The sequence below is a fragment of the Planococcus sp. TJ-302 genome, from assembly GCF_058268455.1.
Genome location: NZ_JBZDOI010000001.1, coordinates 1,949,946 through 1,965,445 on the forward strand (window position 1 = coordinate 1,949,946; position 15,500 = coordinate 1,965,445).

Below are 15,500 nucleotides of genomic sequence, written 5' to 3' on the forward strand. Positions count from 1 at the left end.
GCTTCTCCTTGACCTCAGGAGAAGCTTCTTCCGTTCATTGTATAGCTCGGGATGGATAAAGAATTTCTTTGCATTAGATTTGCTTGTCGCAGAATCCGATTTATCCACATGTGGATAAAATTTTAAGCTGCTTTTGTGGTTATCCACAAAAGAGAAAAATCTGTACTGGAGCATCATTTGCTCTTTTGCCGTTGCAATAATTCGAGAGACTTCTACACTCTAAATACAGCTGATTCCAAACGGAAGGGTTTATCCCAGTCCCTCAAACAGCAATACTCGGGCAGGTGAAGCATCCGTGCCAATCAATTTTAAAGGAGCTGCAACCATAAAGTAGCCGCCTTGCTCAATTTCCTTTAAACGCAGTCCTTCTATAATAATGATATCGTTTGCGAACAGGGCTTTATGCGTCGGATGCCCTTCCTGGCTTCTTTCGATTCCAAGAGAATCAATGCCAACCCCTCGAATTCCGACCTCAGCCAGATAGTCTGCGCCGTCTTTCGCCAAGTAAACAAAATCAAAATCAAAAGCTTCCTCAAATGAATTTCTAGTTTTGAATAAAACAAAGTCATCCTTTTCGAGCCTGAATCCTTCCAGGTCCGCTTTTGAAACTGCATCCTCCACTTTCGTCAGATCCAGCACTTTGCATTGCCCAACCAATTTATCCAGTGGAACCGATTCGAATGTTTCTCCTTCAACCATCATATGAAGCGGTGCATCGATATGCGTGCCGGTATGGACATCCAATTCCATACGCGTTTCAGTGACATAGCCGTTTGTCAGCTGATTGAGTTTCGGCTGTTTCTCCGGCTTGTCTTTGTAAACGGTCATGCCTTCATAAATCGAACCTGTGATATCGTACATTTTCATCAAATCAACCCTCTCATTATGGATAATTGTATTATCACCTTCGCATGTTTTTGATCAAGCTGTCCAGTGAAATATTTTTTAAAAAAACGCTAGTGTGTATAATAGTAGTTTTTATGTTTCTTACTAACATAAAAGCGCATAAATCATTATACTAAAACTGTTGCTATACTTAGTCATGGTAAAATCAGAACGATGAAATTAGGAGGATTTAATGTATGAACACTGAAAGTCCTAAAGCAGGATACAATCCGGAAGATGATTTCATCGGATTTCAAAACAATTGGTCCATGGAAGACATGACCTTTATTTTATTCGGCGCGACGGGAGATCTGGCGCAGCGAAAATTATTTCCTGCTTTGTATAATTTGTATCTTGATGGCAAATTGCCTGACACGGTCTCAATCATCGGTTTGGGCAGAAAATATTCTTCAGACGAGGCATTTCAATCGAAAGTGGAAAAAGCGCTTCACGCCTATTCCAGAAGAAGCGTTCAACTTTCAAATTTGCAGGAGTTTTTAACAAAGTTCCGTTATTTCACTTTTGACGCGACAATTAAAGAATCTTACAAGAGCCTGCTCGAATTGGTTGAAACACGAGAAAATGAGCTGGGGATTCCGCAGAATCGGCTGTTCTATCTGTCAGTGGCGCCAAGTTTAGTGGGTGTCATTACGTCCAACCTCCACTCTAGCGGCCTGGACCAAAACCAAGGCTGGAAGCGCCTCATTATTGAAAAACCATTTGGCAGCAATGTGGAAACTGCCAGACAATTAAATCAAAAATTACTGAAAACATTCAGCGACGATGAAATTTACCGAATTGATCACTACCTGGGGAAACCAATGGTGCAAAGCCTCAATACCTTGATTTTAGCCAATCCGGTGTTGGACTCATTGCTGGACCAAAAACTGATTTCCAACGTCCAGATTACAGCAAGTGAAGTTGTAGGGGTGGAAACCCGGGCTGATTATTACGATAAAGCAGGCGCTATCCGGGATATGGTGCAGAACCACCTTCTTCAACTTGTCATGATGACAGCCCTCTACCTGCCGGAGAACTTAACGGAGAATAAGATCCGGGCCAAGAAAACAGAAATCATCGAGTCTCTTCGGCCGATCCGGAAAGAAGAGGCGCATCAGCATGTTGTCCGCGGCCAGTATGAAGTCGGCGAGATCGATGATACCCCGGCCATCGGCTATACAGAGGAACCCGGGGTCGACGCTTCCTCTAAGAATGACACTTATTTCGCGGCACGCTTGTCGATTGACCACCCAGCTTGGGAGGGAATCCCTTTTTATATACGCACCGGGAAACGGATGAACAAGAAGTCCACACAGATTGTGGTCGAATTTAAGCACAAGATGGTCGTTTCCGATAGATTGCAAGGAACTTCTCCAAATTTACTAGTGCTTGAAATCAGTCCAAACGATAGCATTTCGCTGCGCGTCAACTTAAAAGAACCCTCTGGCAATCAGTTTAAGCCTGTGTGGATCGACTTCTCCACCAGTTCGGAAAATCATCCTGAAGCCTATGAACTTCTGCTGTTTGATGCTATCCTGGGCGATTCAACGTTCTTCGCCCATTGGAGAGAAGTCGAGCTTTCCTGGGAATGGATTGAGCCATTATTAAACGCGTATCAGGAAGATCTGCTGCCTTTGCATTCTTACCGCGCAGGTTCAACCGGTCCCGAAGCTGCAGAAGAGCTGCTGCAGAAAGATCAGCACAAATGGTGGTAATATAAGCTTTCAGCACAGAAGGATTTGAAAAAGAAACACAGAAAAATCGGTGTTCAACCTATCATAAAAGAATGGAGCAGCATACTATGAAACAGCAAATCGGCGTTATCGGTTTAGGCGTAATGGGCACGAACCTCGCATTGAATATGGAAAGCAAAGGTTATTCGGTAGCCGTCTATGACTATTGGACAGAGCGGGTCGATGAGCTGTCCGCTAAAGAAGCCCAGGGAAAAAACATCCAAGGCGCATACAGCATCGATGAGTTTGTCTCTTCCTTGGAAACACCCCGCAAGATTTTAATGATGGTCCAGGCCGGCAACACGACCGATTCGGTTATCGAATCGCTCATTCCCCATCTTCAAAAAGGGGATATCCTGATGGACGGAGGAAATTCGTTCTTTAAAGACACAAACAGACGGACAGCGGCAATCGAAGCGGCAGGCCTGCATTTTATCGGGGCAGGCATTTCCGGCGGTGAAGAAGGTGCCCGCAACGGCCCTTCCATCATGCCAGGCGGATCGAAAGAAGCCTACGAACACGTCCAACCGATACTCGATGCCATTTCAGCGAAAGTGGACGGGATTCCGTGCAGCACGTACATGGGCCCTGACGGTGCTGGCCATTATGTGAAAATGGTCCATAACGGCATCGAGTACGGCGATATGCAGCTGATTTCCGAAGCGTATTTCATCATGAAACAGGCATTCGGACTTAGCGCCGAGGAAATGCATGGCATATTTGCGGAATGGAACAAAGGGGAACTTGACAGTTACCTCATCGAAATAACCGCAGACATTTTGGCCAAAAAAGATGACGAAACCGGCAATCCGCTCCTCGACCAGGTGCTGGATGCGGCAGAACAAAAAGGGACAGGGAAATGGACAAGCCAAAACGCATTGGACTTAGGCGTCTCCCTGCCGATCGTCACAGAATCTGTCTTTGCCCGGTTCATATCTTCTATCAAGGAAGAGCGCGTGGCGGCAAGCACGTTATTGAAAGGCCCTGAACCCCAACTTCCTGCGGGACATTCCCAGGAATTGATCGAAGCCATTCGCAAAGCATTGTATATGAGTAAAATCTGTTCTTACGCTCAAGGCTTCGCCCAAATGCGCGCAGCTTCCCTTGAATACGGCTGGAACATCCCTTACGGCGATGTCGCCATGATTTTCCGCGGAGGATGCATCATCCGTGCTCAGTTCCTGCACAACATCAAAGAAGCTTTCGACCGCAATCCCGAACTGCCTAACTTATTAGTAGACCCGTACTTTCAGGAAACTATCGAAGAATACCAGTCCTCCCTCCGCCAAGTACTGGCGTTGGCCATCCAGCAAGGAATTCCAGCACCCGCTTTTTCAAGCGCCTTAGCTTACTTTGACAGCTACCGTTCTGCGGTATTGCCAGCGAACCTGATTCAGGCACAGAGGGATTATTTTGGCGCCCATACTTACAAGCGCATAGACAAAGAAGGCGTTTTCCATACGGATTGGTCATCCAACGAATAGAGAAAACGAATTGAGTGAAAATAGTAAACAACACATTAAAATTCGTCCATAGAAAAAAAGCCGGTTCATCGTGAACCGGCTTTTTTCATTCATTAAATTCTTTCTGTACCAAGCTTACTTTAAGCCTGTTTTATTCTATCTTTAGTGTCGCTGTAATTCATCGGCCGCGGCTCAATGGCTTCGGGATTAAGGCCATTCCCGAGTGATCCATAGGCCAACTGTGCCTGCGGATCTATTAAGTCTTTCCCGTTGTAATAAACTCGAGGAGTCTTCCATAACGCTTTCAAAGCACTCGACATCGGCATCTCATGATAGCGATTTGGCCAGTTATCCTTTATATGTTCTTTTACTAAAGGATAATACTTCGAGCTCATACTCGGGAATATATGATGCTCTGTGTGATAAGAAAAATTGAAATGCAAAAAGTCAACCCACCGAGGAACCGTCACCGATAAGGTATTGGCTAACGGATCATTCACCGGAACAAGTGGATTCAATCGATGATTAGTCGAAATATAGCCCATTACAATCGCATTCGCAATTAAATGAGGGATTAAAAACATAAATAGCCAGTTTGTGATTCCGACAAAGAAGATCAAACCTAGCCAAGCAATCCACGGCAACAAGAACTGGAACCAAACTGCCGCTCGTTTTTCAGGCTTAAACTCCTTGATATAAGCGAAAAATATTTTAGTCGAGTGCATTGTGAAGGTAAAACTCAAAGCGAAAAACTCCAGAAATGCACGGACTGAAAACGGCAATCGATAGATAATTTTCAGCGCAGGATTTTTGTCTAAATCTTCTTTTGACAACCACGTATCCGGATCTTTCTCTTCATGTTGAGTGTGAACATGATGCGTCATATTATGCCATTTGCGCCAAAGTTTTGGTCCCGTAAGAAGCGGAAAAAAGAAAACAGCTCCCAGAAAATCACGCAGCCAAACTTTTTTCACTACCGTTCCGTGCAAAATTTCATGCCCCAGGAATCCCATCGCGGCAAAACTTGTTCCAATGACAAAGGAAATGGCTATGTTCGCAAGAAAGGGTAAATCATATATGCCAATAGCAAGCATTCCTGCAATTGTAATAAGTAAATAAGCCAGGCCGCCAAGCAAACGTGCTGGAACCGGTTTATATGCATTTTTGGGCAGATGCGGCGATACTTTAGATGCATACCAGCCAAATGAGTGAAATTCTTTATCCAAAATTATTTCCTCCAATTAATATAGAATATCTTTTTCTTTTCTAGCAATGAGGTATGATCAAAAAACTGGTGCCGTATGGCTCAAATAAATAAGCACACCTCAAATTTACATCCTCTATAGGTCGAACAAAACAGCTTAACGATGTGATCAGTATTACGTGGATTAAATAAATACTGTAGATCATATTGAACCAGCATTCGGTTTAGTGGAGCCAGGAACAGTGCTCCGGCGTGTAAACCAGCGGAACTAAAGTATCAAGTTATGATTTTAAGTTTTATTCCCTGCTTTACTATAAAGGTTAATGTTACAAATTCCTAATGATTTGATAAGCTTTTATTAAGTTTTCGTTATAATGTTGCTGCTAAAATCCCCGTTGCCTCTTGTATTTCTTTTACACGCTTTCTTTGAGAATGGCAGGGAGCCATCGCTTGATTCAGCTGATTTACTTTTGGTCTCCTACGCCGTCTCCCCCTGGCACGTACTGCTTACAATCCACCTCTACGAAGTAACTCGTCAATTTCAATCAATTGTTTTGTTGCCCCCGTTAACCGATCGAGTTCTCATTTACACCGAGGCTCGATTTAACAACTCAAAATTGTATAGAGAAAAGCCTTTTTTAACTTACAAAATATAGATAACAACTTAAAACATTTACAAAATTTTTACATTAAATTCATTCGCAAACAACAACGCCTCTTTATCATTACATGAGTAACCAAAAAATGTTAGGAGGAATAAAACATGGGATTTCGCGTAAAAAAGAACACATTTCCAATCATCGCTACAACGGTTTTGGCCGCTACTTCCTTTACAGCCCAAACTTTTCTCACTGCCGACAGTGGACAAAAAGTCGAAGCAAACGAAGTGTCAAAAGAAGAGGGAAAGCGGAATAATGCCTCTTGGCTTGCTGGCGATCATCATATCCACAGCGAATGGAGCGTCGGCTGGGACAATTCCACAAACCCGCCAACGCCTATCCGTGCCGGGGATGCCATTTACCCGACGGTAAAAAATGCAGAAAACGCTAAAAAGTATGGGCTTGACTGGATGGTCACAACAGATCACGGCGGCCCGAACCACTCCAAGGTCAATCTGGAGCAGGCTTATCCTGAATTGCTGAAATCCCGCGAAGCCATTCCTGACGTTCTTCAGTTTTACGGCATGGAATTCGACACGCCAGCCGCTGACCACAGCTCGCTGATTATTCCAAAAGGCGATCAGGAATCACAGGTCCTTTATAACATTGAAAGCAAATTCAATAAACGCGACCCTTTCCCGAACGATAACAGCAGGGATACAGAGTCCACGATGATCGAAGCGCTCAATTACATGAAACAATTGGATGAAGGCGAGCAGCCGATTCATATTGCGCACCACCCTTCCCGTTCAGCAAAAGGTGACGGCGAATGGGGCCAAGATACACCTGAAGAATTCCGCAATTGGAACGATCTGGCACCGAATATCTCTATCGGCATGGAAGGGGCTCCTGGCCACCAAGCTGCCGCGTTGGGCCCGGATGGCACGCTGGATGATGGCGCACGAGGCGGTTACGGCAACTACCCGACGCTTGGGGGCTTTGACCAGATGACGGCGAAGGTTGGCGGACTGTGGGATTCGATGCTGGGTGAAGGAAGACATTGGTGGATCACTGCGACTTCTGACTCGCATGTCAATTGGCGCGAGGGCGGCAGTGATTTCTGGCCGGGCGAGTACTCGAAAACTTACGTAAAAGCCGAAAAAGATTACGAGGACATCATGGAAAGCCTGCGCAACGGCAATGTATTCGTGTCAACGGGCGACCTTGTCTCGGAGCTTGATATGAAAGTTCAAGCAAACGGCAAATCGCCGTTGTTCGCGAAATCCAAAGGGAATTCAGCGACCATCGGCGAAACCTTGACGTTGAATGGCAAAAAGGCCAAAGATGCGACCGTGACGATTCGTTTGAAAGACCCGAATGCGGCAAATGCCAACGGCGACAAGCCTTCAGTTGACCATATCGATTTGATCATGGGCGAAGTCAACGGAAAAGTGGAAGACCGTTCAACCGCATCAAACCCGACGACGAAAGTCATCAAAACGTTCACCGAAAAAGATTGGACGCAAAAAGGCGAGTATATTGAAATCTCGTATACATTGAAAGATGTAGAGAAAGACAGCTATATCCGCTTGCGTGGCACCAATACGCAACAAAAAGAGCCGGAAATCGACCCGCGCGGCGAAGATCCATGGACTGACCTTTGGTTCTACTCGAACCCAGTTTTCCTCAAGACCGCAAAGTAAGTTCTTGTACTGCTAGATGGCGGGGAGATTCCTATCTCCTCGTCTTTCCTTATTTTTTACCCTACATACATAACCTTAAAAATTGGAGTGGATTTTGTGAGAAAGCTTTGTTTATTTCTGTTGCTCATTATTTCGATGACATCTATTCTATCTCCCACCGCATTCGCACATACGAACAATAGTGTAGGATACTCCCTCATTGATGTGAATGGCAACACCCTGGATTATGAATTGAAGCTGGACCTGACAGAACTTGGTCATTCCATGAATAAAGAAATGGGCGATCAGCAACTATTCGATGATCAAACCGTCCAGGATTATATCAATACCCATATTGAACTTTATGCAGATAGCGAAAAAATAGAAGGAACCATCCAAAGCACGAGCGTCGAGACGATGGAAGAACGCCAATTTGCTGTTATCAACTTAAGTTATAAGCTGGACCATAAACCGGAAAAATTGAGCTTGGTCTACAATATATTCCTCGATGATTCCGATCCAAGCCATGCCAACTACGCAACGGTCAATTTAGACGGCGAACAGCAAGAAGGCATTCTTTCGTACGAATCAAGAGAGCTTGAAATCGGAGAAATTGGCTTTGTGCAAAACGCCAAGCAGTTTCTATTGCTCGGCTTGGAGCATATCTTTACTGGATATGACCATATCCTGTTCGTTATCAGCTTATTATTTGGAGCGAGGACCATCAAACACATTCTCGGATTGGTCACCGCTTTTACAATCGCCCATAGCATCACGTTGGTTCTTGCCACATTGGAGATTGTGCAATTGCCTGGCAAACTTGTGGAATCCGCCATTGCGTTGAGCATTATCTACATAGCGCTGCTGAATATTTTCAACCCCAACTCCAAACATAAGCCATGGCTCGCCTTTGGTTTCGGGCTGATCCACGGATTCGGTTTTGCGGGAATCCTTTCCGAAATGCGGCTTGATGGAAGCCAGCTGGTCACATCACTGTTGTCGTTCAATATTGGAATTGAAATCGGGCAACTGCTGATTGTGTGCTTGGCATTCCCAGTCATCTTATGGCTCAAGCGACTGACATTCAAACCGGCCAAATGGGTCATTCCAGGAACATCAACAGCCATTTTAGCATTCGGATTAGTTTGGTTTGTGGAAAGAGCTTTTTGATTTTAAGAATAGAACACGAATGAATTAATAGATGAATTATAGGTAGACTAAGAAAATCTATTAAAAAATAAAAACTTGGCTCTTAATAGAGAACTCAGTTTTTGTATTTTAAGTCATCGATGAGATCGACAGTCCCCTTTCCTTCAAGGCCATCGAGCAACTCGTCTTTCAGTTCCTGGATGCGGTTGCGCATGCCGGAAATCATTTTCGGCGGGAACTCTTTTTATGCGAGCTCGCGCAGTCGTTTATGATCTGGCGGATCAGAGAACAGCATATTTTTTGTGAAGACAGACATCTCTTCTGTGCTGCGGCCGCAGAGCTTCGAATAGTCTTTCATGAAACAGGGCATCCTTCAAAACGGCTGCCCCGTCTTCAAAACCTGTCACCCGCCAGCCCCGCTGCCCATCCGGAAAGTGGACATAATGGACCGGATCCATCTTCCGCAGTTTTGAATACGCCAGATAAGGATTTTGTATAAGGCTGCTGAAAACAAGTCATCATTCATGTTACTCGCCTCCTTTTGTTTCCTATACCCGCTTAGCACCAAAATTTTTGGGTTCTTAGGCTGAAGTTTTGTGCCAAATATTTTAGCATATTTACTTTTTGTTCCCAGGGAGCGGCACAATTCCATGGACACTCGTATTTTATTTGCGTTCATAAAGTAAAGAAAGAGAAAGAAGATGCTCTTAGTTCAGCATCTTCTTTCTCTTTAATAGCTTCCGATAAGTCTTGATATGTAGATTGGTATCTATTCGAAAATTTGACTCTATAGCCTTACATAAAAACTTATTAAATGCATTCTACCAGCAATTGTCCTATCCGTTAATAATCGAACTGTGCTTGGTCTACTGTCCCTTGCATCATTTCCGTTGTACTTTCCGCCATTCGGATGTTCTGCGTTGACGGGTCACTGATCATTCGTTCTTCCGTCTCCATGACTTCAGTCAGTTCAACAACCAACAGTTCAAGGGTCTCTTTTTCGCTGTCGGAAAGGTACGGAGTTGTTGTGGGGTCAATTCGTATAAGATCCAATGTATCCCGCCAATTCCCAAGGAGTGCTAGGGCCTCAGTTGCAGATGCAACATTCATATCCAAGGACATCGCATCCGCATTAATGTGGCGGAAGGTTTCCAGAGTAGCAGCGGTTTCCGAAATGGCTCCACCAAGGAAAAGTTCCTTATCCCATTCGGATTCGGTTGAAGGTGTTTCAACCGTTTCTGAAGTTTCGGATTTATCGACTTGCACACCATCTGCACCCATTTCAACTTCCTTATCGGCCCCGTATACGCTTTCCATGGCAGCACTTTGTTCTTCCTCTTCTGCGCTTTCGGCAGGTGGGCTTGGTTCCTCAATTGTTTCATCCGCCGTTCCACTCCCCACAGTTGCATTGTCAGGTTTTAAAAATTCAAGTCGATCGTCGTCATTCATCGGTTCGCTGAAAAGGTCTCCAACCGAACCTACAAGATAGGCATCACGTAACGACAGTTCTCCGTCCAACATCATATCGTATTTGTAGGTTCCTCCGTTGTAGCTGAATGAGGAGGCGATATAGTATTCATCCCGTTCTTTTCGGTAAACGACCAAACTGTCCTCAAAGGACGCAGGTGTTCCTGCACTTCCAACGCCTGCAATATCCAGTACACGTGTGGTGGATTCCGTATAGGCACTCCGTTTCAGTTCTTCGTCCTTTTCGTCCGTAGGGAGCGGTTCCAATTTCAGCTGGGAAAGTACCCGTTCTTCAGTTTCTTTGATGGCCTCCAGGGATAAAGTTGATATAATTTCGGCTGTAAGTGTATCGGGGGTCAAGGTAACGATGTCGTAGGTTTCATTGTTGAGCCCTTGATAGGCACTGATATAGGCGTAGGCGAGTCCGCTGATGGCATCCCTGACCTCCATTTCCGTTTCGGTCAGTTCCCCTCTCTCCGCCTTCTCTCTGTATTCAAACAAGTCATCTAACACTGAAGTCGGTAGTTCATGGGCAATTTCGGCTTTTTCATAGGTGCGGTAGGCATTCACAAAATCCTCATAGCTTTCCTCGGTAAAGCCTTCAGGCACATCCTCCCCGAAAGCCGAACAGCCTGCCAATAACAACGAAGCACCGAATGCTCCAATCCATCTTTTCATATCCATTCCTCCTGTCGATTGCTTCGGAAAAAGTATATCATACGAAAATCAGCAATTGGAAGGTATTTATATATAAGGAAAAAATCACTAGTTATTGAAATTGAAAAACATATTAAGGAGACTCACAACCACTTCCTCCTATCCAGTTCTACGCAGTTGCCCAATTGCTCTTCAACTCAAACGTTCTCCAAAGTACACTTTCATAGACAAATACCAACACTTAAAAGTGAAACTACTTTCAGGGGAGTTGTTTCTAGCCCCTTCTCTCGAAATTAAGAGTATTAATCACTTTATTAACAAAGTGAAAATTGGAAAAATAATGATTTTTTGTGATATAATTAGTCTAGTACATCAATAATGAAAACCGTTACAAATGAAATTACTGATTGAAAGGGAGAGACAAAAATGAAAAAAATTTCTTTGATGTTATTAAGTGCTATATGGGTATTGAGTGCCTGCTCTTCGGATGCGAGTACTGAGACAACGGAAGAAGTAGTTTCAAAGACCGAAACTAACTTAGTAGATGAAAAAATTAAATCATATGATATGAGTAACATGGGGTACTCAGTTCCTGAAAGTTGGACTGAAGAGGTATCTGATGAAAACATGAAATATTATTACCCTGAAGAAGGTATGCTAATGGTTATGTCTCAGGCGTTAGACGGAACTATTTCCGATGATGTAACAAGAGCGGATTTTATGGAGGGTGTTGCTACTTCTTTTGATTCATTCAATTTAATTTCAGATTCAGAAACAACCGTAGCAGATACAACAGCATATCAGTACGATTTTAATAATGAAATGTCCAACGAAAAGTATAAATCTTCTTTAGTTATTTTCGAATATAATGATGGAATAATGGGATTTTTTATGGGAACGCTATCAAATTCAGATAAAGATTATAGCAATGAATTTGAAAACATACTTAGTTCAATAGAATTTACAGATGACGCTGATGAAGAGGTAGAAGAGAAAGAAGTTGAGGAGTCTGCTGGAAACGAGATTGTTTTAGGAGAACCTATAAAATTAGGAGAATACACATTAACTATTCAAAAATATAGCCTTGGTGAAGATTATGAAGGAAATAATGCTTTAATCATTGATTATGACTGGGTCAATAATTCGGAAGATACAGTTTCACCGTTCATGACCTTCATGTTAAAAGGGTTCCAAGATGATGTTGAAACTGATCATGCAATTATGGTTGAAGGTGTAGATTTAGGGATTGGACAAAAAGAAGTAAGACCTAGGGGGGGAATCGAAGGTGCCCAGAGCACAGTGGGTATATCTGATACAACCAAGCCGCTAGAATTGGAACTAGATGAACTATTCTCATTCAATAGTAATCCTTATATAGCAGAAATTGATCTATCCACGTTAGAATAATTTAAATAAAAAAGCCTCGCCTCCTTGCGACAAGTAAGAAGTGTTGAGCAAACACAACACCCAATAATAGGACTATTTATGCATAGCACTGACCTAAGAGTATGAGACAAATAAAAACACCTTTCGTTGAAAAACGGGTATGAAAATACCAGTAAATCAACATGGAGGTGTTTTTTCTATGGCTACGCGAGTTAGTTATCCAGTAGAAGTCAAAATGAAGGCGATTGAAATGAGACTGGCCGGGATACCGGTCAAAGTCGTCATGGAGGAATTAACTATTAAAAACTATTCCCACTGAAGAAATGGATGAAATGGCACCGGGAAGGTGCGCATCATCGGTTGCACCAACCGGTAGGCAAACAGTATGTATACGGCAAAGGACCCGAATATGAGTCAGAAACAGATCGCCTGCAGGTGGAAAACCGTTACTTGAAACAACAGATTGAAGTGTTAAAAAAGTACAAGGAGTTGGAGAGGAAGTGGTTGGAGGAGCGTTCGTAGAATTGGCCGAAAAATTGAAGGGAACGATGTCCGTCCAAACCATTTGCGGGCATATGGGCGTCGCGCGTTCCACGTATTACCGATGGAAAAACAACAGAAACAAAACGGCGAAAAAAGACGAACGAGATCAAGCAATCGGCCAGCTGTGCGCAGCTAATAAATTCCGCTATGGCTACCGAAAGATCGCTGCTTTATTCCCAGGAGCCTGTGAAAAGACAGTTCAGCGCGTCATGCAAAAATACAGGTGGTCATGCCGTGTGAAAGTGAAGAAACGGAAACGGACCGGATAACCTGCGCACGTTGCCGAAAATCAGCTAAATCGCGATTTTCACGCAACAGCTCCGTTTCAGAAGCTCGCCACGGATATCACGTACTTGCCTTTCGGCCAGTCGGTCTTGTATCTTTCAAGTATCATGGATCTCTACAACGGCGAAAGCATTGCCCATACCATTGGAACAACACAAGACACTGACTTTGTCTTGGATACGCTTCGCCAACTTGAAGAAGTGCCGGAAGGCATTCTCTTGCATAGCGACCAAGGGTCCGTTTATACGTCGTATGAATACCAGAAAGCGGTCAAAGAAAAAGGAATGATCATGAGCATGTCCCGCAAAGGCACGCCCGCTGATAATTCCCCAATCGAAACGTTTCACTCCTCGCTAAAGTCTGAAACGTTTTACCTTGACGGCATTCACAGCACGACTAATGCATGTGTCATTCAAACCGTCGAAGCCTATTTAGATTATTATAACCATATCCGAATCCAGACGAAATTAAACAGCCAGTCGCCGGTAAACTACCGACAACTGACTGCCTAATAAAAAGGTGTTTTCTTACTGTCTCAAATACGATACTCAGTGCCCATCCTATTATTGGGGTGTTTTTTCGTATGTTAAATGTTTTTGTGACTCAAATAATCTTTTACGGTATTTCTCGACATATTCAGCTTCTTCGCAATCGAGTTGATGAAAAACCCTTCTGCTTGTAGCTTTCGAATTTCTACGTATTTCATGAATCTGTTCACTCCAATTTCCTCACTTTCAATAAATTAGTCGCAGTCTATTAAAATTGTCATATTTGTCGGGAAATTGGTCAATCTTATTTGTGGGGAACTGCCCTATCTTAATTGTGATAAATTGCTCTCTTTAGTTTAGCGGTTACAGTAGACGAGATGCCGTACGCAAAAGGGCATATATTTGTATATTTTTATATGTATATATTTATATATACATGCTAAAGGAAAAAATTTAGCTGGATAGAATTTAACGATTCAAAAGTGATAAATAATGTGTGGTCGGTTGAATGCCCCGTTTTACGGTACGGTGTCGGCACGGGAATCGCCTAGAAGGCTTTCTTAACGGTTTGAAGGGTTACAAGCATCTTGAGATTGGGACTAGAGCGAAGACTGAGACCTAAAGCCAAGGCATCACAGGTAAATTACTGGCGAGAGATTCTATTGTTGGTGTATACCATAAAGCGTCACGAGACCGGCGCCTTTTCGTTTTTTTTAAGAGTCAGCCATCGCTTCGCTCAGACGGCGCTCAGGAGCTCGCCAGGACGTAAAAAACAGAATATTGGGCCAACTACTAACTGGTTTTCATGCAACGTCTCCCTGTAATTTTCGAGTAGCTGTCGCTTTGGAAATTCAGAGAATAACTCTCGATTAACACATGTTTCGGGATTACGATAGGTGCATAATTCATTTAGACATACTCCATAGTTGATCGGCGTTAACTGTCGTATATCTATTTGAGCTATTTAATTTCTCAGCCATTAGACTTACCATAATGATTTTCACTAGTAAAAAATACTCTTCTTTTTTTAAAAAAAACCTATTTTTCCAGAAAATAAAAGTTATAATATACATATGATTCAAATATTTAGAATATTATCTTTTAGGGGGAGAAATTTAGTGGCGTTTTTTAAAGATAAAGAGAATATGTTTAATCACCGAGCTGAGCGTTTTGATAAAGAAGCTGATAGATATGCAAAAAAAGGAAACACAGAAAAAGTAAGTTGGGCTAAAGACCAAGCAAAAGAAAATCGTAATAAAGCTGATAAATATAAAGACCAAAAAGGGTGGTAACTTGGTTTTAAAGAGTTAGTTCTTTTTTGTGAACTAACTCATTTTTCTTTTGATTACTCATTAATATGACTGTATGATAGGTCGTAAAATTCACCATATTGTCTTTCTAATTCGATAATGGCTTATTTAAAAAACTTTAACTGTATACAATACACGTTCAAAAATAGAAATTTACGCTATACAAAAGGAGATGTATTCATGGGTATTTTTGAAATTTTAGGTAAATCATTAGAAAAAAGAAGAGAAAATATATCAAATCTTAAAGATCAGTATTCTAGTAAAAGTGATGGTTTTCTGATTTCAATCCTTCGTTCAAATTTAGGACCAGGTGCAAATCCGTTTGGAAGTTTAACGGCCGAAGCTGGTGTGGCGTTCGAAGAGTTGAAAAGCAGAGGTTATTCTGATGAAGAATTACGTAGCACGGTAGGAAGGTAAGAGGATATAGAGGAGTTCTATTTTGGAGGTTATATGGGTAATCTTTTGGGGAATTTCTTGCATAATTTTTACAACGAACAATCATCATTATTTACTATTTCTTTAATTCTTGGAATACTAAACTTCTGGTCTTATGGGATAAAGTTTAAGGTAGTGACCCCTTAGAGTTAGAGTTTCAGTTATGCAGCTAATTGGCTGGCATGAAGTCGGTAATTCACCTGACTCATGCCGG

Annotated in this window: 11 protein-coding genes and 1 pseudogene; 8 read left to right on the forward strand and 4 right to left on the reverse strand. The window is 42.7% G+C overall.

Annotation, left to right across the window (positions count from 1 at the left end; translation table 11 throughout):
* Positions 1–249: 249 nt before the first annotated feature.
* Positions 250–867: a cyclase family protein gene (locus AC4EHB_RS09475; protein ID WP_490981285.1), complete on the reverse strand. Its 618-nt coding sequence runs from the start codon at positions 865–867 to the stop codon at positions 250–252.
* A 287-nt stretch (positions 868–1,154) separates the two neighbouring features.
* On the opposite strand from AC4EHB_RS09475, the gene zwf reads away from it, so the two are divergent.
* Positions 1,155–2,600 (forward strand): glucose-6-phosphate dehydrogenase, encoded by a 1,446-nt coding sequence (zwf, locus tag AC4EHB_RS09480; protein ID WP_490981511.1) that lies wholly within the window; start codon positions 1,155–1,157, stop codon positions 2,598–2,600.
* Between the two features lie 86 nt (positions 2,601–2,686).
* Positions 2,687–4,102 (forward strand): NADP-dependent phosphogluconate dehydrogenase, encoded by a 1,416-nt coding sequence (gene gnd / locus AC4EHB_RS09485; RefSeq protein ID WP_490981286.1) that lies wholly within the window; start codon positions 2,687–2,689, stop codon positions 4,100–4,102.
* A gap of 119 nt (positions 4,103–4,221) precedes the next feature.
* Here the strand turns inward: gnd and desB are convergent, their stop codons facing one another.
* The gene (gene desB, locus AC4EHB_RS09490) at positions 4,222–5,307 is read right to left on the reverse strand and encodes a Delta(10) desaturase DesB (RefSeq protein ID WP_490981287.1); all 1,086 of its coding nucleotides are present in this window, start codon (positions 5,305–5,307) and stop codon (positions 4,222–4,224) included.
* 741 nt (positions 5,308–6,048) lie between these two features.
* On the opposite strand from desB, the gene AC4EHB_RS09495 reads away from it, so the two are divergent.
* Together AC4EHB_RS09495 and AC4EHB_RS09500 are read left to right on the forward strand one after the other, a co-directional pair.
* The gene (locus AC4EHB_RS09495) at positions 6,049–7,587 is read left to right on the forward strand and encodes a CehA/McbA family metallohydrolase domain-containing protein (RefSeq protein WP_490981288.1); all 1,539 of its coding nucleotides are present in this window, start codon (positions 6,049–6,051) and stop codon (positions 7,585–7,587) included.
* Between the two features lie 96 nt (positions 7,588–7,683).
* A complete protein-coding gene (locus AC4EHB_RS09500) occupies positions 7,684–8,736 on the forward strand; it encodes a HupE/UreJ family protein (protein ID WP_490981289.1) in 1,053 nt (350 codons plus the stop codon).
* A gap of 382 nt (positions 8,737–9,118) precedes the next feature.
* Here AC4EHB_RS09500 and AC4EHB_RS09505 read toward each other — a convergent pair whose 3' ends face one another.
* Both AC4EHB_RS09505 and AC4EHB_RS09510 read right to left on the reverse strand, forming a co-directional pair.
* Complete coding sequence (locus AC4EHB_RS09505; RefSeq protein WP_490981290.1) at positions 9,119–9,241, reverse strand: hypothetical protein; 123 nt, start codon at positions 9,239–9,241, stop codon at positions 9,119–9,121.
* 317 nt (positions 9,242–9,558) lie between these two features.
* A complete protein-coding gene (locus AC4EHB_RS09510; RefSeq protein ID WP_490981291.1) occupies positions 9,559–10,860 on the reverse strand; it encodes a hypothetical protein in 1,302 nt (433 codons plus the stop codon).
* Positions 10,861–11,265: 405 nt separating this feature from the next.
* On the opposite strand from AC4EHB_RS09510, the gene AC4EHB_RS09515 reads away from it, so the two are divergent.
* The 4 genes and pseudogenes from AC4EHB_RS09515 to AC4EHB_RS09530 all read left to right on the forward strand — a co-directional run bounded on the left by AC4EHB_RS09515 (position 11,266) and on the right by AC4EHB_RS09530 (position 15,268).
* Positions 11,266–12,246, forward strand: a complete 981-nt coding sequence (locus AC4EHB_RS09515) for a DUF5067 domain-containing protein (RefSeq protein WP_490981292.1) — start codon at positions 11,266–11,268, stop codon at positions 12,244–12,246.
* Between the two features lie 178 nt (positions 12,247–12,424).
* Positions 12,425–13,565, forward strand: a pseudogene (locus tag AC4EHB_RS09520) (IS3 family transposase).
* A gap of 1,094 nt (positions 13,566–14,659) precedes the next feature.
* Complete coding sequence (locus AC4EHB_RS09525) at positions 14,660–14,833, forward strand: hypothetical protein (protein WP_490981293.1); 174 nt, start codon at positions 14,660–14,662, stop codon at positions 14,831–14,833.
* Positions 14,834–15,031: 198 nt separating this feature from the next.
* Positions 15,032–15,268 (forward strand): hypothetical protein, encoded by a 237-nt coding sequence (locus AC4EHB_RS09530; protein ID WP_490981294.1) that lies wholly within the window; start codon positions 15,032–15,034, stop codon positions 15,266–15,268.
* Positions 15,269–15,500 lie beyond the last annotated feature (232 nt).